The sequence below is a fragment of the Micromonospora coriariae genome (assembly GCF_900091455.1).
Lineage (GTDB): Bacteria > Actinomycetota > Actinomycetes > Mycobacteriales > Micromonosporaceae > Micromonospora > Micromonospora coriariae.
In genome coordinates this window covers 4,936,292-4,961,260 of record NZ_LT607412.1, presented here as the reverse complement: position 1 = coordinate 4,961,260, position 24,969 = coordinate 4,936,292, and the positions used below count along the sequence as shown (strand labels likewise).

Sequence of the window (24,969 nt, the reverse complement as noted above, 5' to 3'; positions counted from 1 at the left end):
TACCGGGCGTGAACTCGCCTTGCGAGAACCGCGTACGGGGGCGGCAGCCTGGACGAAACTGGACCGTGGAGGGCTGCCGGCGGCAAATCGAATGAGGTTCGGAATCGCCGCCTCGTTGCGGGGGCGAACGTGGTGGAGGACAGAGCGATGGATGGCTGGGCCTGGTGTCACGAGGGCTACGATCCTCGCGAGGAGGGCCTGCGCGAGGTGCTGTGCACCGTGGGGAACGGCTATCTGGCCAGCCGCGGTTCCGCGCCCGAAGGCTCGGCGGACGGCATCCACTACCCGGGCACCTACGCCGCCGGAATCTACAACCGCCGGACCAGCGAGGTGGCGGACACCCGAATCGACAACGAATGTCTCGTCAATCTGCCGAACTGGCTTCTGCTGACCTTCCGGATGGACACCGGTCCGTGGTTCGACATCGAGAGCGTGGATCTTCTGGACTACCGCCAGGAGCTCGACCTCCGGCACGCCACGTTGCATCGGCGGATGCGCTTCCGCGACGAGCGGGGCCGCGTCACCGCGGTCACCCAGCGCCGGTTCGTCCACATGCGCCTGCAGCATGTGTGCGTGCTGGAAACCACGTTCGCGGCCGAGAACTGGTCCGGACGCCTGGAGGTGCGCTCGGCCCTCGACGGCAATGTCCGAAACACTCTCGTCGAGCGGTACCGCACGCTGGCAAGCGATCACCTCCATGCCGTCCGCACGGCCGAGGTCTCCGCCGACTCCGTCCTGCTCGAGGTGCAGACCAACCAGTCTCACGTCCGGGTGGCCATGGCCGCCCGGACGACCGCGCGGGGTGCGGCGAGACTCGACCTGCACCGCCGTCTCGTGGAGCGCGAAGGGTGGATCGGCCACGACATCGCCGTCGATCTCGGCACCGACCGCGCCGTGACGTTCGAGAAGGTGGTCACCGTCTTCACCAGTCGGGACGCCGCCGGCCTGGAGCCGGCTGAGCAGGCCATACGGTCGCTTGCACCGCGCGCGCGACCTGGGATCCCTGCTCGGCACCCACGTCACGGCGTGGCGGCACCTGTGGGAACGCTTCTCGTTCGGCGCCGGTGACAACGCCGACGAAACCGAGCGGCTGCGGATCGTACGGCTGCATCTGCTGCACCTGATCCAGACCGTGTCACTCAACAGTGTCGACCTCGACGTAGGGGTACCTGCGCGAGGCCTGCACGGCGAGGCGTACCGCGGCCACGTCCTGTGGGACGAGCTCTTCGTCCTGCCGATCCTGAACCTGCGGACTCCCGCGGTGAGCAGGGGCCTGCTGCTCTACCGGTACCGGCGGCTGCCGGAGGCCCGCGAGGCGGCACTCGCCGCCGGCTACGCCGGGGCCATGTATCCGTGGCAGTCCGGCAGCGACGGACGGGAGGAGAGCCAACGCCTGCACCTCAACCCGGCGTCCGGACGTTGGATACCCGATCCGACCCACCTGCAACGACACGCCGGCATCGCCATCGGGTACAACGTCTGGCAGTACTACCAGACCACCGATGATCGGGAATTCCTCACCCACTACGGCGCCGAGATGCTCTTGGAGATCGCCCGATTCTGGGGAAGCATCGCCAGCTACGACCCCAGCCGGGACCGCTACGTCATCAAGGGCGTGATGGGACCCGACGAATTCCACTCGGGATATCCGGGCGCTAACGACGGCGGCATTGACAACAACGCGTACACCAACGTCATGGCGGTGTGGATACTGCTGCGCGCCAAGGACGCGCTGGACGCCCTCTCGTCGCAGACCAGGGCGGAACTGCTGGGCACGCTGCAGATCAGTGCCGATGAACTCGGCCGCTGGGACGACATCACCCGGAAGATGTTCATCCCGTTCCACGACGACGGGGTCATCAGCCAGTTCGAGGGCTACCACGAACTCACCGAACTGGACTGGAACGCCTACCGCGAACGGCACGGCAACATAAGGCGACTCGACCGCATCCTGGAAGCCGAAGGCGACAACGTGAACCGGTACAAGGCCTCGAAACAGGCCGACGTCCTCATGCTGTTCTACCTGTTGTCCGCCGACGAGCTGCGTGACCTGCTCGAGCGACTGAGGTACCGACTCGAGCCGAAGATGATTCCCCGGACCGTCGACTACTACCTGGCACGCACCTCCCACGGCTCGACCCTCAGCGCCGTCGTGCACTCCTGGGTCCTCACCCGCGCGCACCGCGAGCAGGGCGTGGAGCTGTTCTTCCGGGCACTCCGCGCTGACGTCGTCAACATCGAGGCAGGCACCACCCCCGAGGGAATCCACCTCGCCGCGATGGCAGGAAGTGTCGACCTTCTTCAGCGCTGCTTCGCCGGCATCGAGACCCGAGGCGGGCAACTGCTGCTCAACCCGTACTGGCCGGAATCGCTACAGGCACTCAATTTCACCATCCGCTACCGCGAACACGTCCTGACGGTGCACCTAACGGGACGAACAGTGCAGATAGCCAGCGACGCCGGCAAACAGCAGCCCATCCAGGTCTCCTGCCGCGACAAGACCGCCGGCTTGAGCCCCGGGTCCCGCCTGACGTTCGCCTTCTGAGGCTGGGCATTGGTTGGCGACGGATGAGCCAACCGGGCCCCGCGTCCGACTCGCCTCGTCCGCTTCAGGCCAGGTATCCGCGCTCGACAATGAGGCCTTCCATGATGGGCCTGTTCACGGTGGGTGCGGAAAAGATCTACCGGCATAGGAGGAGGCCGCCACTGGTGATCTTCCCTACCGTCGTAGGAACCGCGTGACAACCGCAACCGTCTAAGGGCGGCTCCGAGAGGACGATCAGCGGCAAGCACACCAGGGAGGTCGGCCCTCACCGACCTAGGGTGAGCCCGTGGCAGAAAAGCCCGCCTCGTGGTGGGTGGTGCGGCAGCATGAACCCATGGCGCGGCGTTCACCAGGATACGGGAAGCGCGATGCGCTACCCGTCGGGCACGAGCCCGGACAGCCGCTCGAGTTTCTTGTGTACGTCAAGGCCGTCTCGCCTGGCCTTCCGCCGGCACCGACGCCGCGCGGAACTCGGGTCATACGAGTTCCGCCGGCAGGACGGAGCCCATGGATGGCGGGAACTCGTGCGGCAGCTGGCCGCGACCCGTGCTCGATGCCCGTAACAAACAGCGGGGCAACCGGATCGGCACCATCGGTGGTAGCTGTCGTGAAAGTCGTAGAACTGCCCGGGTGAGCGCCTCCGCACATGAACCGGGCAACACCTCAGCGTCCGACATGCGGCATCGCGAGCCACGGGCGCGGCGGTGGCGCGTGGAGGCTCCGCACGGCCTCGCCGGCGCCGAGGTGCTGGCCGGCCTTGACGTCGACCCGGAGCGTGGCCTCGCCTCGGATGAGGTCATTCGGCGACGGTCTGTGGTAGGGCGCAACGCGCCGGCCATGCCCACGCAGAGATCGAGCTGGCGAATTCTGCTCGATCAGGTCTGCAGCGTGGTGATCGTGCTTCTCGCCACCGCGGTCGTGGCGGGTCTTCTCATCGGTGAGACGTTGGAGGCCGCTGCCGTCGCGGTGGTCATCATCGTCAACACCCTCGTCGGCTTTGTCACTGAGCTGCGGGCACTGCGTTCGATGGAGGCGCTTCGCCATCTCACCGCGGCCAGAGCTGACGTGGAGCGCCAGGACCGCCGTGAGGAGATCGACGCGGTGGAGCTGGTGCCAGGCGACCTCGTATCGGTCTAGGCAGGTGACCGGGTGCCGGCCGACATACGCGTCCTGGAGGCCGAAGACCTCACCGTCGAGGAGGCTGCCCTCACCGGCGAGAGCGAGGCCGTCGTCAAGACGGTCGAGCCGGTGCCGCCGGACACGCCACTCGCCGACCGTCGCCCCAGCCGAGGCCGAGGTAGCGCCGCAGATGCGCGATGGGATTGCCCTCGGACCACTCGAAGTGCGCGTCGGGGCGGATGCCGGTGCCCACGCGGTGGTGCTACTGGCCGTCGCGGCGATCGCGCTCACAGTCCTCGCGGTCCGGTGGCGGCGGCGAAACCACCCGGAACAGGGCGACTCACCGGTCGTACGGCCGGGCCGCCGGAGATGACGTGCGGGGGTGCCCGGCGCTCGCGCACCCCCGCATATCACGTCCGTGCCGGTCTCACCGCCGGCCGGTGACCAGGACGCCCCGCTCGGCGTGCCGTCCGGCCCGCTTACCGCGCCGGATGAGCATCGTGGCCACCACCGCGGCGGCGGCCAACCCGGCGAGCGCCCACAGCAGCGGGTTGCTGCGCAGGCCGGCGGGCGCCTGCTGGACGAGGACGAACACGCCCATGACCACGACGAACCAGCCGAACGCCTTGCGGAGGACGTCCTCCGGGATCCGGCCGACCAGCCGGCCGCCGAGCAGGCTGCCGCCGACCGCGGCAGCCGTGACGGCGGCGGCCAGTTCCCAGTTGATGCTGACGATGGACAGGTAACCGGCGAGCCCGGCGAAGGACTTCATCGCGATGACGACCAGCGAGGTGCCGACCGCGACCGGCATCGGCAGCCCACCGAGCAGCGCGAGCGCGGGGACGACGAGGAAGCCGCCGCCGGCGCCGACCAGCCCGGTGACCATGCCGACCACCACGCCTTCGAGGATGACCTTCAGCACCGGCAGTTCGTGCGGCACCGGCTTGACCTCGCCGCTGCGCCGGCCGCGGATCATCGCGACTGCGGTGGCGAGCATCATCAGCGCGAAGGCCGTCAGCAGGACGCTGGCCGGGACGAGCTCGGCCAGCCGGCCGCCGGCATAGGCGCCCGCCATCCCGGCGACGCCGAAGATCAGTCCGGTACGCCAGCGGACCCGGTGGGCGCGGGCGTGCGGGAGGACGGCGACCGCGCTGGTGGCGCCGACGACCAGCAGCGAGGTGGCGATGGCCTCCTTGGCCGGCAGGTCGGCGACGTAGACCAGCAGCGGGACGGCGAGGATCGAGCCGCCGCCGCCGAGCAGGCCGAGGCTGACGCCGATCAGTACCGCCCCGGCGACGGTCAGGACCAGGCCGGTCACGACCGGCCCGCCGTCGGTGTGCCGTCGCGCAGCTGCCCGACGATGGTGTCCAGGTCGCAGCTGGCGCCCCGGTTGTAGGGCAACGTGCCCAGCAGCATGCCCATGGCGCAGGTGTTGGTGACCGCGGCGAAAGTCAGGCCGGCGCCGATGAACCCGGCGACCCATTTGGCGCCGGGCACAGCGACCGAGGCGAGGACGCTGACCAGCACGATCGAGCCGGCGACGAGACGGACCTGCCGTTCGAGGTCCCAGCGCGGCTTGCCCTGGTTGACCGGGGCGTTGGCCGCCTGCCAGGCGAGGATGCCGCCGTCGAGGACCTTCAGGTTCGGTAGGCCGGTCTGGGCGAGGGCCTGCTCGGCCTGGGTGGCGCGGGCGCCGGAGCGGCAGACCAGCACCACGTCCTCGTCCAGGTGGTTTCGCAACTCGGCGCGGTGCTCTTTGAGCATGTCTAGAGGCACGTTGTAGGAGCCGGGGATGTGGGCGGTCTCGAACTCGGCCGGGGTGCGGACGTCCAGTACCCGGGGTGCACGGCCGGAGTCGATCAGCTCGCACAGGGCCGCCGCGTCGAGGGTGGCGGGGGTCGTCGGGGAAGTGCTCATGTCTCTCCTCGTTCAGGTGGGGTCGCACGGAAACGGGCAACACGGTGTGCCGGCCGGCCAGGTCACGGCCGGTCGCCATTCGTCGGAAGAGGAAGCCGTCCCTGGGGTGGCCCCGGGGACGGCGGGTCGTCAGACGGTGGGGGCCATGGTCACGCCGGACTGCTCGGCCTGCCCGAACATGTCGTCGATGGCCACGACCTCACGCCCGGCGTTGGCCAGCAGCGACGCGGCGGCTGCGGCGCGGTAGCCGGAGCCGCAGTGCACCCACACCGTGCCGGGGGGCACGTCAGCCAGCCGCTGGGGCAGATCAGGCAGCGGGATGTGCACGGCGCCGTCGATGTGGCCGGCGCGCCACTCGTTGGTCATCCGCACGTCCAGGATGACCTGCGGGGCGGGCAGCCCGGCGGGGGCGTTCCCGGCTTGGGCGGCGGCCAGCGCCGGGAAGTCGGCGACGGTCAGCTCGCGCAGGTCAGCGTGGTCGGTCGCCCACTGGTCGGGGGTTCCGGTGGCCCGGGCGGCGGGCCGGTCGATGCCGATGCGGACGAGTTCCCGCTGGGCGTCGGCGACCTGCTGCGGGGTCTCGGCGAGCAGGGTGATCGGAACTCCCCAGTCGATCAGCCATCCGAGCCAGGTCGACATTGGCCCGTCCAGGCCGAGGCTGACGGTGCCGGCCAGGTGTGAGGCGGCGTACGCCTTGCGGTGGCGCAGGTCGACCACCCACTCCCCCGCGGCAATGCGGTCCCGCAGCTGCCCGGCGTCGGCGCGGGCCACCGGGCTCAGGTCGACCGGCGCCGGGCCGGCGGCGTTGGCGACTCCCATGTGGGCGTAGTACGCCGGGTGGGCGTCGAGGCCGGCGAGGGTCTCGGTGACGAAGTCGTCCGCGGCGAGGCGGAGCACCTGGTTGGCCTGCTTCTCCCGGCCGATGGTCGACTCGGGGGCGTCGGCCTGGCTGGCCGAGCAGAAGCTGCCGAAGCCGTGGGTGGGCCAGACCTGTGCGCCGTCGGGCAGCAGGTCTGCCAGCCGGCGGGCCGAGGCGTGCTGGTGGTGGGCCAGTTCGTGGGCGTGCTGTTGGCCGAGCAGGTCGGTACGCCCGGTGGTGCCGAACAGCAGCGACCCGCCGGTGAACACTCCCACCTCGGACCAGCCGCCGTCGCTGGCCTCGTCGAGGACGTACGACAGGTGGTGGAAGGTGTGTCCGGGCGTGGCGACAACCCGGATCCGCAGCTCTTCCGACACAACGACCGCGTCAACGTCGGCCACCGGCATCCGGTCGAAGCCCACTTCGTCGTCGGCGGAGACCAGGTACTCGGCGCCGGTCAGTCGGGCCAGTTGCAGCCCGCCGGAGACGTAATCGTTGTGGATGTGCGTCTCCACCACGTGCGTGACGCGCACCCCGAGCTCGCCGGCCAGGGCCAGCACCCGGTCGACGTCACGCTGCGGATCGACCACCACGGCCACCTGGCCATCGGTGGCCAGGTAGCTGCGGTCACCCAACGACGACGTCGCGATGACGGACACCTGCACTGCCATTTACCCACTCCTTCTCCGAAAACCCATATACCCGGGGGGGTATGCAAGGAACAGCGTTTACCCTTGGTCGAATTCGACAGGCGCCTACCCGCCCACGTCACGGACACGCAGCGTGGGCTTGCGCTTCTTCAGTCATGGCGGGTCACGCCAGGGCCAGGAACAGCTTCTCCAGTTCCTCTTCGGTCATCTCGGGCTGCTCGCCGCGCTCGCGGGCGACGTTGCAGTGCCGCATGCCGGACGCGATGATCTTGTAGCCGGCCCGGTCGATCGCCTTCGACACGGCGGCGAGCTGCGTCAGCGCCTCCCGGCAGTCCCGACCTTCCTCCATCATCTCGATCACCGCGTTCAGCTGCCCACGGGCCCGCTTGAGCCGGGTCAGCGCCTCGCCGGTCATCTCGGGTCGAAGTTTCATCTCGCCACCTCCTGTTTCACGACCATACCCCCCGGGGTATCAACCTGCCACCTGCCGTACCGGATCGGCCGACCGCCCACGTCGCCCAGACTCTGCCGGCACGCTCACAGGCGACCCTGATGGCCTACTCCATCACCGCCCGGCTCCCGGCCGGATTCGCCCCGACCATCGGCCGGGTCCACGCCCCCCAAGGACCAAGTCTTCGGCTCTGGCGGAGAAACGGTGGTCGCTGTGAGTGACCTACGCGAGCAGGATTCGTTGCCGGAGTAGGGCGGATCCGGCTCGGCCGCACATTTGCCGTTTCAGGAGCTTGACCTTGGTGTTGGCGCCTTCGATCAGGCCGTTGCTGTAGGGCAGCGTCAGGCCGGCGGCGACGGCGGGCAGGTCCATGCGCAGGCCGTGGACGAAGCCGTGCAGGGCAGGTCGTCGGCGTCGACGGCGGACATCCAGGCGTTGAGGCCCTGACCGCGGCGGCTGGTGAGCAGGATGGCGAGCTCGCGCACTCGTCGGGCCAGGATGGTCAGGTGCGGGCATGCGGCGAGCAGGTCGTCGAGGTGACTGCGGTGAGCAGGCAGGTTGTCCGGTGGGGTCATGAGCCAGGCGACCCGCCGGCGGGGTGACGGCGGAGTCCGTTCGGCGTGGGCGCGGCCCTGGTTGAGGTGACGCACGAGCAGGTTGGCGCTGCCGGTGTAGCCCTGTTCGCGGACCTCGCTCAGTAGGCGGATCACCGCCACGCTGGGGCTTTCGGCCAGGCGGCGGCGGAACGGGTCGACCAGCGTTTCTCGATGGCAGCGCCGGCACCGCCGACGACATCAAGGTGACCACGTTCGGGCTGCTCGCGTTCGTCATCTGGTCCGAGATGCGCGGCGAGACCAAGGTCAACGTCGGACGCCGACGGGTTCCCGAGACCAACCAACGCCAGGCGCTCACCGTCGCAGTGCTGGGTATCGGAGCGGTGAAGATCTCCACGTTCCTCCTGCTAGCCCTGACCTCGCACAGCTTTGACCGGGTAGTGTTCGAGGCGGTCTCCGCCTTCGGCACCGTGGGCCTGTCCACCGGCATCACCGCGGACCTGCCACCGGGCGGCGCCCTACTCCTCGTCGGGCTGATGTTCCTGGGCCGGACCGGGCCGTTGACCCTCGCCTCCGCGCTTGCGCTGCGCGAGCGTACTCGCCGGTTCGAACTTCCCGAGGAGGGACGATCGTTGGCTGACGCCGAAGAAGAGATGGTTGCGGTGGTCGGGCTCGGCCGCTTCGGTGGCGCGCTCGCCCTGGAACTCCACCAGCAGGGCACCGAGGTTCTCGCCGTTGACCACCGCCTGAAGGTGGTCCAGAGCTTTGCCGGGCGGCTGCCGCACGTCGCGACCGCCGACGCCACGGACATCGAGGCGCTGCGGCTACTCGGCGTATCCGAGTTCTGCCGCGTGGTCGTGGCCATCGGCACCGATGTCGAGGCCAGCATCATCACCCGGCAGATCATCCGCCGCGGCACCTTCACACGCGTCCCAGACCTGATCGACGCGATCCGCACCTTCATGGACGCCTACAACGAGCGCTGGGTGGACATGCCGGTGTCGGTTGGGTCCTGCTGATCGTCGATGCGTGCAACATCGGGTTTACCCCCGTGATCAGCCGGATTCACATGCGGGCCAGAAGTCAGACGTTGAAATCGGGTGATGCTTGACCGTGTACGTCAAGATCCTCTGGCTCGTCGCGGTCCGTGGCGGCTGTGCCTGCGTCGCATCAGCTGGTCGTGATCGGCGGACATATGCTCCATCAGCCCTCTGATCGGCCATGACGGGTACCCGCTGCGCCTCGGTGTCCCGTTGACGTCACCTAGACCAGATGCACCAGGGTCACTCACGCGACCAGGTCATCGCCCCTTGGAGAAAGCAAACGTTTGGCCGCGAGGTGGAGCGAGGCGGACGTATGGTTGCTGGCAGAGCCAGCGTTGCACGGGGGTAGGTGCGGTGGGCGAGCCACGCGAGGCGTTCGTCGAGTTGCAGGAACGCCTGCGCAGGCCGGGAACCCGGATGCTGGATCGGCTTCGGCAGGCGCAGGCGGAGGACGGTCGCGTCGACGCCGAGGTCCTGGAGCGGGTCGCCGGCGAGTTCGGCTGGCCTGTGGCGGCCGTGACGGGGGCGGCGTCCTACTACGCCGACTTTGCCGAGGGGCGCCGTGGCCAGCGTCATGTCCTGGTTTGCGAGGGGACCTCGTGCTTCGTGAGCATGCAGGGTCAGCACATCGCACGTCTGGAGCGGGCGCTGGGCGTTCGTCTGGGCGAGTGCGCTGCGGACGGGTCGGTGTCGTTGCAGGGGGTGCGGTGTCTCGGGTACTGCTACGACTCGCCCGCGGTTCTGGACGGGGAGCATCCGGGTAGTGGTGAGCAGCTCGGCGGGTTGTTCGGCGATCCGCGCGCCGCCGAGCGGCGGACGAGGCCCGGCTGGGCTGAGCCGTTGAAGATGCGGACCGCGCAGATACCGCACGCAAGCGCGGTGGATCGTCCGGTGGTGCTGGCCGGGTTGGTCGGCGACGAGGGCCCTTGGGAGGTGTGGCCGGGCGTCGTGGCTTCCGGTTCACCCGATCAGGTGATGGCTGAGGTTGCCGCGTCGGGTCTGCGTGGGCGGGGTGGGGCCGGGTTCCCGGTGGCGAAGAAGTGGTCCGCGACCGCTCAGGAACCCGGGCCGAGGTATGTGGTGGCCAACGGCGACGAGGGGGATCCGGGCTCGTTCTGCGATCGGCTGCTGATGGAGGGCGATCCGCACCGGATCCTGGAGGGCCTGGCCTTGGCGGCCTTCGCGGTGGGAGCGCGGCATGGTCTGATCCTCATCCGGTCGGAGTACCCGACGGCCGCCGAGAGGTTGCGCGCCGCAGTGTCCGAGGCGCGGGAGAGCGGCCACCTGGGCAAGCGGGTACACGGCTCGGACTTCGACTTCGACGTGGAAGTCGTGCGGGGCGCCGGCTCGTACGTCGCCGGGGAGGAGACGGCGTTGCTGCACGCCGTGGCCGGCCTGCGGGCCGATGTGCGGGCCCGCCCCCCTTACCCCACCAGCCACGGATACCTAGGGCAGCCGACCGCCGTGAACAACGTGGAGACGCTGTCGGCCGTGCCCTGGATCGTCCGGCACGGTGGGGCCGGGTACGCCCGCCTCGGTCATCCGGACGAGCCGGGCACCAAGCTGGTCTGCCTGAGCCAGCGCTTCCGCCGGCCTGGCGTGTACGAGGTCGAGTACGGCGTGCCGCTGCGCCATCTGGTCGAGGATCTCGGTGGCGGGCTGCGCGAGCCGCACACGCTGCGGGCGGTGCAGGTCGGCGGACCGCTCGGCGGGTTCCTCACCCCGGATCAGCTGGATCTTCCGCTGCTGTCCCGGCCGCTGGCGGAGGCTGGTGTCGCGTTGGGACACGGCAGTCTCGTCGCGGTCGACTCGGCGCTGCCGGCCGCCGCGATCCTGCGGCACGCGTGGGCGTTCGGGGCCGCGGAGAGCTGCGGGGCCTGTACGCCCTGCCGGGTGGGCGCCCGCCGTGGCGTCGAACTCGCCGAGCGTATCGGGGAAACCGCCCAGGCTGAGGCGGCCCTGGCCGCCCACGAACCGCTGCTTGAGGTGCTGACCGTGGCGAGCCTGTGCGCCTTCGGACGCGGGGTGTCCTGTGCGGTGCGCAGTCTGCTGCGCATTTATTCGGACGAGCTGCGCCGGACGGGCGAGTAGATGCGGCTATCCGTCAACGACCTGACTGTCGAGGTAGCCGACGGGGCCAGCGTGCTGGACGCCGTCAAGGCGGCCGGGGCAGTAGTGCCGACCCTCTGCTACGACGAACGGCTCACCCCACAGGGGTCGTGCCGGGTCTGCCTGGTCGGTGTGAAAGGCCGGGCGATGCCGGCGTGCACGACACCCGCCACCGACGGCATGGTCGTGCACACCGACGACCCGGCCGCCCGCAGGTCGGCGCAGCTGTCGCTGGAACTGCTCGTCTCCCAACTGCCCGCCCGGGCGCTCGACGTTCCCGCCGACCGCAGCGAACTGGTCCGCGTCTGCCAACATTTCGGCGTGACCGGGAGCCGTTTCGACGGGGCCATCCGAACGCGGGGCATCGACCACTCCCACCCGTACGTGAAACTCGACCGGGATCTGTGTATTGCCTGCAATCGGTGCGTGCGGATGTGCGCGGAGGTGCAGGGCACCTTCGCGCTCTCCCTGACCGGGCGCGGGTTCGACACAGTGGTCGCGGCCGGCACGGGCGACGACTGGGTGTCTTCTCCCTGCGTCGCCTGCGGCGGCTGCGTCGACACCTGCCCGAGCGGTGCGTTGTCCGAGCCAGGGCTGCTCGACCCGCGCCCGGTCAGCCGGACGACCACCACCACCTGCGGATACTGCGGCGTGGGATGCAGCCTGCGGGTGCACGTACGCGACGACGAGGTGGCCGCCATCACCCCCGTGCACGGCGCTCCCGTCAACCGTGGCCACGCCTGTATCAAGGGTCGCTTCGCGCATGCCTTCACCCGGTCCCGCGACCGGCTGACCACACCGCTGATGCGTCGCGGCGGCCGGGACTCGCCGTTGGAGCCCGCGTCCTGGGCGGAGGCGCTCACCGTGGTGGCGACCCGGCTGGCCGAGATCCGGGACCGGCACGGGCCGGACGCGATCGGGATGATCTCGTCGGCGCGGGCGACGAACGAGGAGAACTATCTCGCTCAGAAGTTCGCCCGTGCCGTCCTCGGCACGAACAACGTCGACAACTGCTCCCGGCTCTGTCACGCCCCGTCGGCCGTCGGGCTGACCGCCTCGTTCGGTTACGCCGGTGGCACCAACTCCGTGGACGACCTCGACGGCACCGACTGCATCCTGATCGCCGGGGCGAACCCGACCGAAGCCCATCCGGTCATCGGGGCGCGGATCAAGCAGCTGGTACTGCGCGGAGCCCGGCTCGTCGTCATCGACCCGCGTCGCATCGACCTCGCCGAGATGGCCGACGTGCACGTGCAGGCCACACCCGGGTCGAACGTCGCCGTCTTCAACGGCATCGCCCGAGTACTGCTCGACGAGGGCTACGCCGACGAGGAGTTCCTCCGCACGCGGGCCAGCGGGCTGGCTGAACTCACCGATTTGCTCCGCGACTACCCGGTGGAGCAGGCCGCGCGCCTGGCCGGGGTCCAGCCCGAGACACTCACCATGGCAGCCCGCCTGTACGGGACCGCGCGACGCCCAGCGATCGTCTACGGGCTCGGCATCACCGAGCACGCCCACGGCACCGACGGAGTACGGACCCTAGCCAACCTGGCCATCCTAAAAGGCGCCGTCGGCACCCCCGGCTGCTGCGGCGTGCTATCAATGCGCGGGCAGAACAACGTCCAAGGGGCGTCGGACATGGGCGCCCTGCCGGACATGCTGCCCGGCTACCAGCACGTCACCGACCCGGACGTCCGTGCCCGCTTCGGCCAATCCTGGGGCGTGGACGTGCCCGACCGACCCGGGCTACGCATCCTCGAGATGTTCGAGGCGGCCATTGCCGGCCGGGTGCGGGCGATGTACGTCATCGGCGAGGACATCGCGCAGACCGACCCCGACAGCGGCAACGTGCGCAAGGCCCTCGCGGCCTGCGACCTGGTCGTCAGCCACGACCTGTTTCTCTCCCGCACGGCCCAGCTCGCCGACGTGGTGTTCCCGGCCGTGTCCTTCCTCGAAAAGGACGGAACATTCATCAACTTCGACCGGCGGGTGCAGCGGGTCCGCCCCGCACTGACGCCACCCGGACAGGCCAAGCCCGACTTCGACATCCTGCAACTGCTTGCCCGGACGATGGGCGCCGACCTCGGTTGCCCCACCCCGGCTGACGCTATGGCCGAGTGCGCCGCGCTGACTCCGACGTTCGCCGGCATCTCCCACGCCCGGCTAGACCGGGACGGGCCGCTGCACTGGCCGTGCCGCGCGGCGGACCAGCCCGGTGAGGGGCGCCTCTACCTCGACTCCTTCGCCACCCCAGACGGGCGTGCTGCCCTGGCCGCGCGACCGTACCTGCCGCCGGGTGAACAACCCGACGCCGCCTTCCCGTACGTCCTGATCACCGGCCGCCGGCTGGTGCACTACAACAGCGGCTCGATGAGCCGCCGCACCCCCAACATCGAGCTTCGCCCACGCGAGGTGCTCGACCTCCATCCCGACGACGCCGCCCGGCTCCGGCTCACCGACGGAGACCTCGTCGAGGCGAGCAGCCGCCGCGCAGCCGTGACCTTCTCCGTCCACCTGACCGACACGGTCGCCCCCGGCCAGATGTTCACCGCCTTCAACTTCCCCGAGACCCCCACGAACGCCCTCACGTCTGACGTCACGGACACGGTGACGGGATGCCCCGAATACAAGCTAACCGCAGTATCACTGCGTCCCGTCTGACCTCCCAGCCGACCGGAGGCGGCACATTGAGCAGCGCCGCCGGTCGCACACCGGCAGGCGGTGCCGGCCCGCCCGCCCGGCGCCCATGGTGACAGGAGGCTCGCGTGCGGAAGAGCCCCAGCCAAGGGCAGGTGAAGACCCCGAGGCTGTGGTGGGACTGGGCGCTGCTGATCGCCGTCGCCGCGGCGGCCGCCGTCGCGGATGCGGGCGGCCAAACCCTGCTGGACGATGAAGAACAGCGCCCTGACGTTGACGGCGACGACCTTCGTCCACGGCGCCAGGACGCTGCACTTGCCGAAAACGTCATCCGCCCTGGTGGGAGCCGGGGTACCGGTTAGTCGGCGCCGATTACCGGTGCTGGCGCTGCGCGCAGCCGGGTGATCGCTGCGGCATGATCGGCAGCCGTGCTGCTCCGACTGGCGTACTTGAGCGTGACGAACGCGTTCGCGATGCTGCGCCTGCTGCCGATGAGCAATCGGGACAAGGATGTGGAGATCCTTGCCCTGCGCCATCAGATCACGCTGCTGCAGCGCCAGCTGGGCAAGGAAGAGGTGCGGTTCGACGCGACTGATCGGGCGTTCCTGGCGGCGCTGCTGCACCGGCTGCCGCGCGACGTGCTGCGCCGAGTGCGGCTGCTGGTGCGCCCCGAGACGGTGCTGCGCTGGCATCGCGACCTGGTCGCCCGCCGTCACGCGGACGTCTCCCGGCCGAAGCGTCCGGGCCGGCCACGAACCGTGCGTTCCGTCCGCACCCTGGTACTGCGTCTGTCCGGGGAAAATCCCAGCTGGGGCTACCGACGCCTGCACGGCGAACTGCTGGTGCTGGGCGTACGAGTGGCCGCGTCCACGGTGTGGGAGATCTTGAACGAGGCCGGCATCGACCCGGCACCCGAAAGGGCCTGCAGCACCTGGGCCGACTTCCTGCGCTCCCAAGCCGACGCCCTGCTGGCCTGTGACTTCCTGGAAACGGTCACCCTGTCCGGGGCGCGAATGTACGTGTTCGCGGTGATCGAGCACGCCAGCCGCCGAATCCGGATCCTCGGCGCAACCCCGCACCCGACCACCGCATGGGTAGTACAGGCCGCGAGGAACCTTGTCATGGACCTCGAAGACGCGGGCTGCCGAGCCCGATTCATGATCCGCGACCGGGACGGCAAATTCCCCCACTTGTTCAACGCCATCCTCGCCGACGCTGGCATCGACATCGTGCTCAGCGGCATCCAGATGCCGAGAATGAACTCAATCATGGAACGGTGGGTCCAGACGTGCCGCCGCGAACTACTGGACCGGACGTTGATCTGGAACCAGCGGCACCTGCTCCACGCCCTACGCGAGTTCGAACAGTTCTACAACGGACACCGCCCACACCAGGGCATCGCGAACGCCCGCCCGCTACGCCCGCTGCCCACACAGATCACCGACCCGGACAAGCTGGCCCGCCTCGACATACGAAGACGCGATCGCCTCGGCGGCATCCTCCACGAGTACCAGCATGCCGCCTGACCTGTGCGGATGGGGTTTTCGACAAGGACAGGGCCAGTGCGGCATAAATCTCGCGGGCTAAGTAGCGCTTCAAGCATCGGATGATCTCTCGCTTGCTGAGTCCTTCGCTGGTGCGACGTGCAAGATACGCTCAGCCCACCGCTTCGCAGTCGGCCATGACACGTCGTAACGCTCAGCCGCCCGCGCGACGGGCCAGCCCTGGTCCACGACGAGCTTGGCCAGACGCAGCCGGGCGCGGGGAGTCAACGCTGCGTTAGCGTGAGACACGAGGACCTCCTGGTCTGTGGTGTGGTCGCCTTCAGCAGCTCCACTCCACGACAGGAGGTCCTCGCCAATCAAGATCCGTCAGGTCGTGTCGTCACACGACCTCAACCAACGTGCCTGGGCAGTACACCTAGTTCGGCAGTTCCCGGCCAGGCGGTTGCTCTCGGCCTTCTCGCCGTCGGATGGAATGCCATGCCGCGCGTACGTGGCTGCGCATGACCGACTCCGCCCAATCGGGGTCGGGCGCGGCCAGAGCCGCGACCAGTTCGTGGTGGTGAGCGAGGCTGCGGCGCAGCGCGTCGGGGCTGTAGCGGGAGAAGGTGCGCCAAACGAGCGGCATCTGGATCATCGACGAGACGACACCGGCCAGTCGCCTGTTGTCAGACGCCTCGAGGATCATCCGGTGGAACCGGTTGTTCAATGCAATTAGCTCGTCCACATCGGTCGGTCGCCCGTCCGGCGCGACCTCGTCCATCTGGTGGGCCAGCGCGTCGAGCGCGTCCACGTCGATGGTGCCCGTGGTGGCGACCAACCGGCAGCCCCACGGCTCAAGCACGGACCGCAGGCTGAAGATTTCGTCGAGATCGTGGATGCTCCATGCCTGGACCTGCACGCCACGGTTCCGTTCGTGGCGGACCAGCCCCTCGGCCGTCAGCCGTCTGAGCGCCTCCCGGACGGGGGTGCGGCTCACCCCGATCGACTCGGCCAACTCGGCCTCACGGAGCCACTCACCGGCCGACCGTTGACCGGCCAGGATCTGCTCTCGGATCAGACAGTAGGCAACGTCGGCGGCGTGGCCGTTGTCGGCCTCCCGCAGTGGCCTGTGGTCACTCATGATGCTCGGCACCGTCGCATTCGGCGATATGTTCGCCCGGCCCGCCAAGCAGAGAACGGTCGATGGCGAGTGCCTGCCGCTCGGTCGCCTGCCGGTACGCCTCGGCGGCCGGCGCTAGGCGACCGGCAAGGGCCCGCGCAGGTGCGTTACGGCCCTCGACCGCTGCGGCCGCTAGCCGCGCCTCGTGGCGCAGTACCCGTTCGTCAAGCCCGGTCAGCGTTCCACCGGCCAACACCAGCCGGCCGCCGACCAGGACCTCGCTGACCGCACTGGTAGGCGCGCCAAGCGCCAGGTGCAACAACGGGTCGCCGAACGGCAGGAACGCTGGGTGATCGAGGTCGAAGAGCGTCAAATCGGCACGCCGACCTGATGCCACCCGGCCGATGCCCTCCGGATCACCGGCCGGGCGCGCGCCAGCCTCCGTCGCCATGTGCCAGGCCTCGGCGGCGCCCAGCCAGCCGGCTGGATCGCCGGATCCCTTATGCAGCAGGGCGGCGAGCTTGACCGCTTGGAGGAGATCCTGACCGTCGGCCGAGCAGACCCCGTCCGTGCCGAGCGCCACTGGCACGCCGTGCCGTAGCAGCTCCGGTACGGGCGCCAGTCCGCTGCCGAACTTGAGATTCGACACAGGGTTGTGCACGACTGTCGCGCCCGAGGCGGCCAGCCAGCCGATGTCCTGCGGCGACAGCCACACCGCATGCGAGAGATGTACGCGCGGTCCGAGGAACTCGAGGTCGACGGCCCGGCGTACCAACGATCTGCCCGTTGCCGCGGCGTCCGCCGCCTGGGGCCGTGTCTCGGCCAGGTGGACATGCAGGTCCAGTCCGGTGGCTGCGGCGCGCTGGAGCAACTCGTCGCCGCACCGGTGGATTCCGGCCGGGGCCAGCCCGATCGAGATGCCCTCGGCCGGGCGGTGAAAGCGCTCGGCGAGCGCCAGCGCCGACTCCACTTGTGCCGCCGCCGGCGCTGGCCGAAATTCGTCGAGCACAACGAGGTCGACCGGCTCGACCGCGGCTCGGTCGAACCGCGGGGGGCGATCGGCCAGCGCCAGACAGATCAGCGCCCGGATACCGGTGTCCCGATAGGCGCGCACGACCGCGGCGAGGGAGTCGACGGTGGCGCCCCCGGGCTCGTACAGGCAGTCCACCACGCTGGTGGTGCCGCAGCGGAGCTGCTCCGCAGCCACCAGCGCGGTGCGCAGGTAAACCTCGTCGGGCGTCTGCCGAACCGCGCCCACCGGGTAGGCGTGCACTAGCCACGTTTCCAACGGCAGGTTGTCGAACCGCGCTCGCAGCCACGCCTCATTGGAGTGCGTGTGGGCGTTGACCAGGCCAGGGACGATGATCCGGCGCCGAGCGTCGAGACAGTTCTCGCCCGGTTCGGGCGACAGAGCGCCGACCGTCTCGATACGGCTGTCACGTACCCGCACGTCGGCACGCTCGAACCGGCCGGCGCCGAGGTCGACCAGCCCGCCGGCGAGCAACAGGCCGGTCGCGGCGGGCTTCACCATGCTCAGACGACCGCGATCGGGCGCAGCGGAGACGCGGTCGCACCGACTAGGCGCAGCGGTAGGCCGACGAAGAGAAACTGGCTGACGCGCCGGGCGGACACCTCCTCCAGGTTCAGGTTCTCCAGGATGTTGATCGCGTTGTCCACCAGCAACATGGCGTGCACGGAGACCCCGGTGGACGGGGCCACCTCGAACGCGGGCGTGTCCGAGGCGACCATGGCCACCTTCCGGTCGATCAGCCACCTGGCCCCGTCTGGCGTGACGCCGGGATAGCCGCCGTCGAGCCCGTTGAAACGATCCCGGTCGAGCCAGTGGCGGGACCAACCGGTCCGGATGACGACGACGTCATCCTCCCGTACGGTCACACCGGTCGCTCGCTCGCAGGCGGCAAGGTCTTCGTCGTCGATGCCGTCGCCCACCTCCATGCAGTCCACGCCGCGCAGCCTGGCGACGTCGAGCAGCACCCCTCGTCGCCAGATCGGCGGTGTGATCGAGATGTCCAGCGCATTGAGGCCATCATGCGTCTCGATATCCTTCGCCGAGACGTCCCCGTAGACCAGCCCTTCCTTGGAGAAGTGCCCCAGCGCGTCGATGTGCGTGGACAGGTGGCCGGGCATGATGAGGACCTCGTTGGCGAAACTGGCGTTTCCGGGGCGCACCGTGTCCCCGTGGCGCCGATGCAGGGCGAGCGAGTACGGCGCGTGGAACGGGAACACCGGAGTCGACGAGGAGATCTCGTGCGATAGATCGAGCACCTCGCCCAGCCGTACGACCTCCTGGAAGATGCCGATGACCGGAGGCGTTTCGTCGGAATCCTTGCTCATGGCTACCCGTTCCTTGCTGGTGGTTACTTGTTCCTTGCTCATGGCTACGCGGCCTCCGGCGTCGCGTGTTTAATCGCCCGGTAAATGTGTGCCCGCAGATGCGCGAACTCCGGCTGCTCCTTCGTGCTTACCTGGTCGCGCGGGCGGGGCAGGCCGACCTCGACGATCTCCTTGACGTAGGTGGGCCGCGAGCTGAGGACGACGATCCGATCCGCCAGGTACACCGACTCGTCGATGTCGTGAGTTACGAAGAGCACCGTCACGTCGTACTTGTCCCGCACGCTCAGCATCACATCCTCCAAGTCCGCGCGGGTCTGCGCGTCCAGGGACGCGAACGGCTCGTCCATCAGGAGAATGTCGGGCTGGTAGGCGAGGGCGCGGGCGATGGCGACCCGCTGCTGCATGCCGCCGGAGAGTTGCCACGGGTAGTGGTCGATGAAGCTGGCGAGCCCCACTGACTCGACCGCCTCGGCGATGCGTTGGGCGCGGTCGGTCCTGGTAAGCCGGCGACTCTTGAGCGGCAGCGCGATGTTGCCGCGGACGGTCAACCAGGGCATCAGTGAGCGGCTGTAGTCCTGGAAGACGAGCGCCATCTGCTCGGGCGGGCCGTCGATCGGCTGGCCCTGCAACAGGACCTGCCCGGCGGTCGCGGACAGCAGACCGGACATGCACTTGAGCAACGTCGTCTTGCCGCAACCGGATGGCCCGACGACACAGACGAACTCGCCCTTGCCAACGCTGAAGGACAGGTCGCCAATGGCGGTGGTTGCTGCGTTGCCTTCCCCGTAGGTCTTCTTCAGACCGACCACATCAAGCATTGTGAGCTCCCGCTCCGTTCGAGTGCCTCACCGGGTCACCGCGCTCGCTCGCAGGTGCCAGGCGAGGACACGGTGCTCCACCAGGAGGAAGACGGCGTTCAACAGATAGCCCAAGAGGCCAAGCAGCACGATCCCGGACCACATCTCCGGGATCGCGAAGTTGCGCTGAGATTGCAGTACGAAGTAGCCGATGCCGTTGGTGCTGGCCACCAGTTCGGAGACAACCATCATGATGAGGGCGAGGGACAGGCTGGTCCGCATGCCCGCGAAGATCTGCGGACTGGCGCCGGGAAGCACGAGGCTACGCAGGCGCTCGAAGCCGCGGATCCCGTACGCCCGCGCGGTGTCCAGTAGAGTGGGGTCGATACCGCGGATGCCGTCGATGGTGTTGAGCAGCACCGGCCAGAAGCAGACCATGGCGATGATGAAGATCTTCATCTGGTCGCCCAGCCCGAGCACGAGGATACCGAAGGGAATCAGGGCCGGCGGCGGGACCGCCCGCAGGAACTCGACGATCGGCTCGGCCGCGCGAGCCGCCACCTTCGAGGACCCGAGGATGACGCCGACACCCACCGCGAGCAAACACGCGAGGGCGTAGCCGGCGCCCAGGCGGTAGAGGCTCGGTACGACGTCGGAGCCAAAGCGCTCGAACAGCCAGGTCTCCCGGAAGGTGACGAAAATGTCGGTGACCGGTGGAAAGTAGAAGGATTCGCTGCCGCTGGACCACACGACGAGGCCGAGCAGCACCACGAGCGGGAATGTGATCTCGACCAGTGGGCCGAGGATGCGGCGGCTCATCGGCTTGCCGCCAGCATGCGCTGGGAGGGATGCCAGTGCAGAAGTCGCCGTTCCGCTTGTCGAAACACGATGTTCAGCCCCCATCCGAGTAGCCCGGTCGCGATGATGAGCGCGTACATCAGCTCGACGTTTCCGCCGGCCTGCGCAGCAGTGATCGTGCGGCCGATACCGGGCGCGCCCACGACCAGCTCCGCGGTCACGGCCAGGACGAGCGCGACGGACGAGGAGATCCGGAGCCCGGTGGCGAGGTAGGGCACGATGCTTGGCAGCACAATTCGCGTTAGTCGGTTCCACCGGCTTACCCGGAAGGAACGCGCGGTGTCCAGCGCGATCGGGTCGATGCTGCGCACGCCGTAGAGCAGCTGGAGCAGCAGCGGCCACACGGCGGCGTAGGTAACCAGGAACACCTTCGTCTCCAGGCCGGAGCCGTAGATCAGGACGGCAAGCGGGATGAGCGCCACCGACGGCACCGGTCGGAGAAATTCGATGATCGGCCGCAATGCCCGGAAGATCCACCATGCCGATCCAATCGCGATGCCGAGCGGCACCGCGACCGCGAAGGCGAGGCCGATCCCGATCACCCAGCCTTGCATGGTGTGCCCGACCTCGACCCAGAAGCTCGTGTCGCCACCCTCGGTCACCAGTCGCGCCAACGTCGAGGACATCGGCGGAAAGTAGCGGCTGGGCAGGATCCCCGTCCGGGACAGGGTTTCGAAGAGCGCCAGGACGAGCGCAACGCTGAGGCACCCCGGCACCCACCAAGGTAGCGATCGGACGCGCCTCATGCGCCCTGCCTGACCAGGCGCTTGAAGTCCGGCAGCTTGTCGATGATGCCGTATTTACGCATCAGCTCGGCGGTCAACTCGATGTCTGGGACGTCGATTTCCGCCGGGAACTCCGGCAGCGGCATCTTGCCCAGCACGTCATCGGGAATCTTGGCGTACGTCTTGACCGCGGCGCGCAGTTCGTCCGGGTGGTCATTGGTGTACGTCAGTGACTTGTTCATCGCCCGGACGAACCCGGCCACGACGTCCGGGTGCTCCTTCGCGTAACGCTGGGAGGTGAAGTAGGTGGCGATGTTCAACCCCGGCTGGGTGTCAAAGAAGGGCCGGAGCACTTCCTGGTGGCCGGCGTCCTTCGCGGTCTGGGTGAAGGGGGTTACCAGCCAGACCGCGTCCACCCGCCCGGCTTCGAGGGCAGGAAGCATGTCCGGAAACGGCAGCTCGACGAACTTGAGTCCACTGACGTCCACACCGGACTTCTCCAGTGCTGCCTTGATCGTAATGTCACCGACGTTGTTGAGCGTGTTGACCGCTATCGTCTTGCCCGCCAGGTCGGCCGGCTGGCGGATGGGTCCGCCGCCCTTGGACACGACCGTCGACGACGCCTTCTTGACGTCATGGGTCTCGTCATTGCCGTTCGCGACGATCTGGACCGGCAGTCCTTTGACGCTTGCCGTGATGAGAGAGGCGGTGTTCGAGTAGGCGAACTCCATGTCTCCGCTGACGACGGCCGGCAGTAACGCCGCGCCGCCCTGGGCCTGCTGCGGGGTCACCTCAAGGCCCTCGTCAGCGAAGAAGCCCTTGTCAATGCCGAGGTACAGCGGTGCCAGCGCGGCCAGCGGGAGCCCACCGACGTCGATCTTCACCGCCTGGTCACCCCCACTCGCCTCGTCGCCGCCGCTGCCGCAAGCCGTGGTAGCGACGACACTTGCCACCGCGAGCGATGCGAACCATTTCTGCTTCCGCATGGCCTTGTCTCCTGTCTGGTTGTCGGCCCCCGCCGCAACCTGCCCGGGTTCACACGTGACCCGAATCATTATATTGGTTATGTTGCCCCAGGCAAGGGGTGCGAGCTTGTCATCGCAGCCCAGAGGCCGTTTCCGCAGGGCCGACGAAGGCGGCGGAACCAACACGGAACGCCTTTTGCGCCGCGAATTGAGCGGAACCTGGTGCTTCGAATCTGCCCAGGCAGACTCGGTCGGCGTAGCCCGCCCACGCCGATTCGAGAACGTCCGATCTTCAGATCTGTGGCAGCGACGGAGTCGCGAGCGGTTAACGCTGAAGGGCGCCCGTGTACGCAGGCCGTCAGCGCAGTTCCATCACCACGGCCTTCGGTTCGGTGAAGAAGTCGCGACTGAAGTTGCCGCCCTCGCGCCCCACGCCCGAATCGCCAACCCCACCGAACGGGGCGCGCAGGTCGCGGATGAAGAAGCAGTTCGTCCATACCGTGCCGGCACGTAGCGCTGCGGCGACCCGGTGCGCCCGGGACAGGTTTTCCGTGAAAACCATGGCGTTGAGCCCGTACGGCGTCGCGTTGGCCGACGACACCGCCTCGGCTTCGGTGTCGAATGGCGCGACCACGACCACGGGTCCGAAGATCTCCTCCCGGCAGACCCGGGCATCCGCGGGAACATCGGTGATGACGGTCGGGCGCACCACCCAGCCGTCACCGAAGCCGCCGGTCCGCATAATGCCGCCCTCGGCAGGAACGCCCTCGACGTACGAACGGACCTTCTGATAGTGCTCGCCGGACGACAGCGGCCCGACCTGCGTGCGGCGATCCTTGGGGTCACCGATGACGAGGGCTTCTGCGGCGGCGCAGAAGCGGTCGAGAAATTCGGCATAGACCTCGCGCTGCACGTAGATCCGGCTCCCGGCCAGACACACCTGCCCCGCGTTGCTGAAGATGGCTTGGATCGACCAGCGCACCGCCGACTCCAGGTCGGCGTCGGCGAAGACGAGGTTGGCGCCCTTGCCGCCCAGTTCCAGGCTCACGGGCGTGAGGTTTGCCGCGGCCGCCCTGGACAGCACCCGCCCGGTGGTGGACTCGCCGGTGAAGGTGATCCGGTCGACCCGCGGGTCCTTGGTCAGCGCCTCGCCGGCGGAATCGGGGCCGAATCCGTGGACGACGTTGAACACTCCGGGCGGTATGCCGGCCTCGAGCGCAAGGCGGGCCAGCAGCGTGGCGGACGTCGGTGTGCCCTCGGCAGGCTTCAGGACGACCGTGTTGCCCCAGGCCAACGCCGGAGCGACCTTCCAGGACTCGAGCATGAGCGGGAAGTTCCACGGCGCGATCGCGGAGACAACCCCGGCCGGCTCATACCGGGTGTAGGCGTGGTGCCCGCTGTCCATCGGCAGAGCCTCGCCTGCGGACAGCCGAGCGTGGTCGGCGAAAAACCGGAAGTTCATCGCCGAACGCGGCACATCCTTTGACGTGCTGTCCGAAATCGGCTTACCCATGTCCCGGGTGTCGGCCAAGGCCAACTCGTCGCGGTGCTCGTCGATGAGGTCGGCCAACCGGTGCAGGGCGGCGCCGCGCTCGGCGAAGCCCATCCGGGGCCACGGCCCACGGTCGAAGGCCCTTCGAGCAGCCTCGACGGCCAGGCCGGCATCCTCGGCAGTGCCGAGTGCGACCCGGGCGAAGGCCTGCCGGGTCCACGGATCCACGGTCTCGAACTCGCCGCCGTCGCGGGACTCGATTTCCTTGCCGTCGATGATGTGGGGGATCAGTTCCATTGTCACTTCTTCTCTCGTTCCGCAACGGTGACGTCCCCGGCGGCCCAGTGCGTCGCTGGAACTTCGCGGAGGATGACACGGATGCTCGGTAGGGGTGCCTCGATGGCGGCCTCGACCGCCTCGGTGACCTTGCTGATCAGGGTGCGCAGCTGCGTCGGGGAACGGCCCTGCACCACGGTGATCTCAACCAACGGCACGATCATCAGCCTCCGCTCAGGACGATCGAGCCGAGCGTGCTGAAGTGCGCCGCCAACCGGGATCCGGGTGGCGCGAAGACCGCGTCGGTCATGCCACCGGTGAGTACGACCCAGCCAGCCTCGATGGCCAGACCCCGTTCGGCGAGTGCGTTGGCCGCGAGCGCCAGCGCCTCCGCCGGATGCCCCTGGACGGCCCCGCCGGTAGCCGAATCGACCACCTCTCCGTCGACCTCGAGGACGACAGCCTCCATGGACAGGTCCAGGATGGTCGGCGGCCGGCTGACCGGGCCAGTGACGTAGCAGCCGGACGAGGCGTTATCCGCGACGACGTCGGGCAGGGTGAAGCGGAAGTCGGTGTACCGGGAGTCGATGATCTCCACACCGCCGAGCACCGCGCCCACCGCGGACATCGCGGTCGCGGCCGTCACGCCGGGCCCGGCCAGCCGCTGGGCCATCACGAAGACGATCTCCGGTTCGGCGCGAGGGTGGATCAGTTGGTCCTGCGGCACTGGCGCCCCGGCCGGAAGCACCATAGCGTCGGTCAGCCACGCGACCAGCGGCGAAGAGATTCCCATCCGCTGCTGCTTCGCTCGGGAGGTCAACCCCAGCTTGACGCCGATCAGGTGTTCACCCCGAGCCAGCCGGCGGGCCAGCGTCTCATCTTGGATCGCATAGGCGGTGGCCAGGTCCAACTCCGGCCACTCGTCGGTGATCGGCGGGCGATCGGTCCTCGTGTGCTCGGCTTCAAGGAGCGTGCTCGCCGCGCGCTGTACGTCCCAGTCACCCATCATCTTC

General features: G+C 68.7%; 25 protein-coding genes and 3 pseudogenes. 10 read left to right on the top strand and 18 right to left on the bottom strand.

Annotation, left to right across the window (positions count from 1 at the left end; translation table 11 throughout):
• Nucleotides 1-147 precede the first annotated feature (147 nt).
• The 4 genes from GA0070607_RS33030 to GA0070607_RS34175 all read left to right on the top strand — a co-directional run bounded on the left by GA0070607_RS33030 (nt 148) and on the right by GA0070607_RS34175 (nt 4,108).
• Nucleotides 148-1,068, top strand: coding sequence for a glycoside hydrolase family 65 protein (locus GA0070607_RS33030; protein ID WP_197701127.1), 921 nt, complete (start codon nt 148-150; stop codon nt 1,066-1,068).
• Nucleotides 977-2,545, top strand: coding sequence for a glycoside hydrolase family 65 protein (locus tag GA0070607_RS23095; RefSeq protein WP_197701126.1), 1,569 nt, complete (start codon nt 977-979; stop codon nt 2,543-2,545). Before GA0070607_RS33030 ends, GA0070607_RS23095 begins: the two co-directional genes overlap by 92 nt.
• Nucleotides 2,546-3,175: 630 nt before the next feature.
• Nucleotides 3,176-3,682, top strand: a complete 507-nt coding sequence (locus tag GA0070607_RS23090; RefSeq protein WP_172899084.1) for a cation-transporting P-type ATPase — start codon at nt 3,176-3,178, stop codon at nt 3,680-3,682.
• Between the two features lie 12 nt (nt 3,683-3,694).
• On the top strand, nt 3,695-4,108 hold the full coding sequence (locus GA0070607_RS34175) for a hypothetical protein (RefSeq protein ID WP_089020050.1): 414 nt from the start codon (nt 3,695-3,697) through the stop codon (nt 4,106-4,108).
• Here GA0070607_RS34175 and GA0070607_RS23080 read toward each other — a convergent pair.
• The 6 genes from GA0070607_RS23080 to GA0070607_RS23060 form a co-directional block, all read right to left on the bottom strand.
• Nucleotides 4,092-4,982, bottom strand: a complete 891-nt coding sequence (locus GA0070607_RS23080; protein WP_231930168.1) for a sulfite exporter TauE/SafE family protein — start codon at nt 4,980-4,982, stop codon at nt 4,092-4,094. The genes GA0070607_RS34175 and GA0070607_RS23080 overlap by 17 nt on opposite strands.
• Nucleotides 4,979-5,581: a rhodanese-like domain-containing protein gene (locus GA0070607_RS33510; RefSeq protein ID WP_231930166.1), complete on the bottom strand. Its 603-nt coding sequence runs from the start codon at nt 5,579-5,581 to the stop codon at nt 4,979-4,981. The genes GA0070607_RS23080 and GA0070607_RS33510 overlap by 4 nt, the downstream gene beginning before the upstream one ends.
• A 129-nt stretch (nt 5,582-5,710) precedes the next feature.
• Nucleotides 5,711-7,111 carry an MBL fold metallo-hydrolase gene (locus GA0070607_RS23070; RefSeq protein ID WP_089020048.1) on the bottom strand — a complete coding sequence of 467 codons (1,401 nt, stop codon included), beginning with the start codon at nt 7,109-7,111 and terminating at the stop codon, nt 5,711-5,713.
• 142 nt (nt 7,112-7,253) lie between these two features.
• Nucleotides 7,254-7,523, bottom strand: a complete 270-nt coding sequence (locus GA0070607_RS23065; RefSeq protein WP_089020047.1) for a metal-sensitive transcriptional regulator — start codon at nt 7,521-7,523, stop codon at nt 7,254-7,256.
• 240 nt (nt 7,524-7,763) lie between these two features.
• Entirely contained in the window at nt 7,764-7,913 is a 150-nt protein-coding gene (locus tag GA0070607_RS32480; RefSeq protein ID WP_157743213.1) for a transposase, read from the bottom strand.
• On the bottom strand, nt 7,883-8,251 hold the full coding sequence (locus GA0070607_RS23060; protein WP_157743212.1) for a hypothetical protein: 369 nt from the start codon (nt 8,249-8,251) through the stop codon (nt 7,883-7,885). The genes GA0070607_RS32480 and GA0070607_RS23060 overlap by 31 nt, the downstream gene beginning before the upstream one ends.
• Before the next feature lie 77 nt (nt 8,252-8,328).
• Here GA0070607_RS23060 and GA0070607_RS33850 point away from each other — a divergent pair.
• The 6 genes and pseudogenes from GA0070607_RS33850 to GA0070607_RS23035 all read left to right on the top strand — a co-directional run.
• A pseudogene (locus GA0070607_RS33850) lies at nt 8,329-8,655 on the top strand (potassium transporter TrkG); the annotation flags it as partial.
• Complete coding sequence (locus GA0070607_RS33845; RefSeq protein ID WP_197701309.1) at nt 8,632-9,114, top strand: NAD(P)-binding protein; 483 nt, start codon at nt 8,632-8,634, stop codon at nt 9,112-9,114. The pseudogene GA0070607_RS33850 and the gene GA0070607_RS33845, both read left to right, overlap by 24 nt.
• A 378-nt stretch (nt 9,115-9,492) precedes the next feature.
• On the top strand, nt 9,493-11,229 hold the full coding sequence (locus tag GA0070607_RS23050; RefSeq protein WP_197701125.1) for an NAD(P)H-dependent oxidoreductase subunit E: 1,737 nt from the start codon (nt 9,493-9,495) through the stop codon (nt 11,227-11,229).
• Nucleotides 11,230-13,908, top strand: coding sequence for a formate dehydrogenase subunit alpha (gene fdhF, locus GA0070607_RS23045; protein ID WP_089020044.1), 2,679 nt, complete (start codon nt 11,230-11,232; stop codon nt 13,906-13,908). It abuts the gene before it with no gap.
• A 104-nt stretch (nt 13,909-14,012) separates the two neighbouring features.
• Nucleotides 14,013-14,246 (top strand): hypothetical protein, encoded by a 234-nt coding sequence (locus GA0070607_RS23040; protein ID WP_089020043.1) that lies wholly within the window; start codon nt 14,013-14,015, stop codon nt 14,244-14,246.
• A gap of 66 nt (nt 14,247-14,312) precedes the next feature.
• On the top strand, nt 14,313-15,410 hold the full coding sequence (locus tag GA0070607_RS23035) for an integrase core domain-containing protein (protein WP_089020042.1): 1,098 nt from the start codon (nt 14,313-14,315) through the stop codon (nt 15,408-15,410).
• Here the strand turns inward: GA0070607_RS23035 and GA0070607_RS33500 are convergent.
• The 12 genes and pseudogenes from GA0070607_RS33500 to GA0070607_RS22980 all read right to left on the bottom strand — a co-directional run.
• A pseudogene (locus GA0070607_RS33500) lies at nt 15,322-15,540 on the bottom strand (hypothetical protein); the annotation flags it as partial. The gene GA0070607_RS23035 and the pseudogene GA0070607_RS33500 sit on opposite strands and share 89 nt — an antisense overlap.
• A pseudogene (locus GA0070607_RS23030) lies at nt 15,537-15,677 on the bottom strand (helix-turn-helix domain-containing protein); the annotation flags it as partial. The pseudogenes GA0070607_RS33500 and GA0070607_RS23030, both read right to left, overlap by 4 nt.
• 127 nt (nt 15,678-15,804) lie before the next feature.
• Nucleotides 15,805-16,509 (bottom strand): GntR family transcriptional regulator, encoded by a 705-nt coding sequence (locus GA0070607_RS23025; RefSeq protein WP_089020041.1) that lies wholly within the window; start codon nt 16,507-16,509, stop codon nt 15,805-15,807.
• Nucleotides 16,502-18,019, bottom strand: a complete 1,518-nt coding sequence (locus tag GA0070607_RS23020) for an amidohydrolase family protein (protein WP_089020040.1) — start codon at nt 18,017-18,019, stop codon at nt 16,502-16,504. The genes GA0070607_RS23025 and GA0070607_RS23020 overlap by 8 nt, the downstream gene beginning before the upstream one ends.
• Before the next feature lie 2 nt (nt 18,020-18,021).
• Nucleotides 18,022-18,885: a cyclase family protein gene (locus GA0070607_RS23015; protein WP_089020039.1), complete on the bottom strand. Its 864-nt coding sequence runs from the start codon at nt 18,883-18,885 to the stop codon at nt 18,022-18,024.
• A 2-nt stretch (nt 18,886-18,887) separates the two neighbouring features.
• Nucleotides 18,888-19,661: an ABC transporter ATP-binding protein gene (locus GA0070607_RS23010; protein WP_089020038.1), complete on the bottom strand. Its 774-nt coding sequence runs from the start codon at nt 19,659-19,661 to the stop codon at nt 18,888-18,890.
• Between the two features lie 27 nt (nt 19,662-19,688).
• Nucleotides 19,689-20,411: an ABC transporter permease gene (locus GA0070607_RS23005; protein ID WP_231930164.1), complete on the bottom strand. Its 723-nt coding sequence runs from the start codon at nt 20,409-20,411 to the stop codon at nt 19,689-19,691.
• A gap of 44 nt (nt 20,412-20,455) precedes the next feature.
• Nucleotides 20,456-21,124 (bottom strand): ABC transporter permease, encoded by a 669-nt coding sequence (locus GA0070607_RS23000; RefSeq protein ID WP_197701124.1) that lies wholly within the window; start codon nt 21,122-21,124, stop codon nt 20,456-20,458.
• A gap of 116 nt (nt 21,125-21,240) precedes the next feature.
• Nucleotides 21,241-22,209 carry an ABC transporter substrate-binding protein gene (locus GA0070607_RS22995; protein ID WP_157743211.1) on the bottom strand — a complete coding sequence of 323 codons (969 nt, stop codon included), beginning with the start codon at nt 22,207-22,209 and terminating at the stop codon, nt 21,241-21,243.
• A 337-nt stretch (nt 22,210-22,546) separates the two neighbouring features.
• Complete coding sequence (locus GA0070607_RS22990; RefSeq protein ID WP_089020034.1) at nt 22,547-23,977, bottom strand: aldehyde dehydrogenase; 1,431 nt, start codon at nt 23,975-23,977, stop codon at nt 22,547-22,549.
• Between the two features lie 2 nt (nt 23,978-23,979).
• Entirely contained in the window at nt 23,980-24,180 is a 201-nt protein-coding gene (locus GA0070607_RS22985; RefSeq protein ID WP_197701123.1) for a tautomerase family protein, read from the bottom strand.
• Nucleotides 24,180-24,965 (bottom strand): 2-keto-4-pentenoate hydratase, encoded by a 786-nt coding sequence (locus GA0070607_RS22980; protein ID WP_197701122.1) that lies wholly within the window; start codon nt 24,963-24,965, stop codon nt 24,180-24,182. The genes GA0070607_RS22985 and GA0070607_RS22980 overlap by 1 nt, the downstream gene beginning before the upstream one ends.
• Nucleotides 24,966-24,969 lie beyond the last annotated feature (4 nt).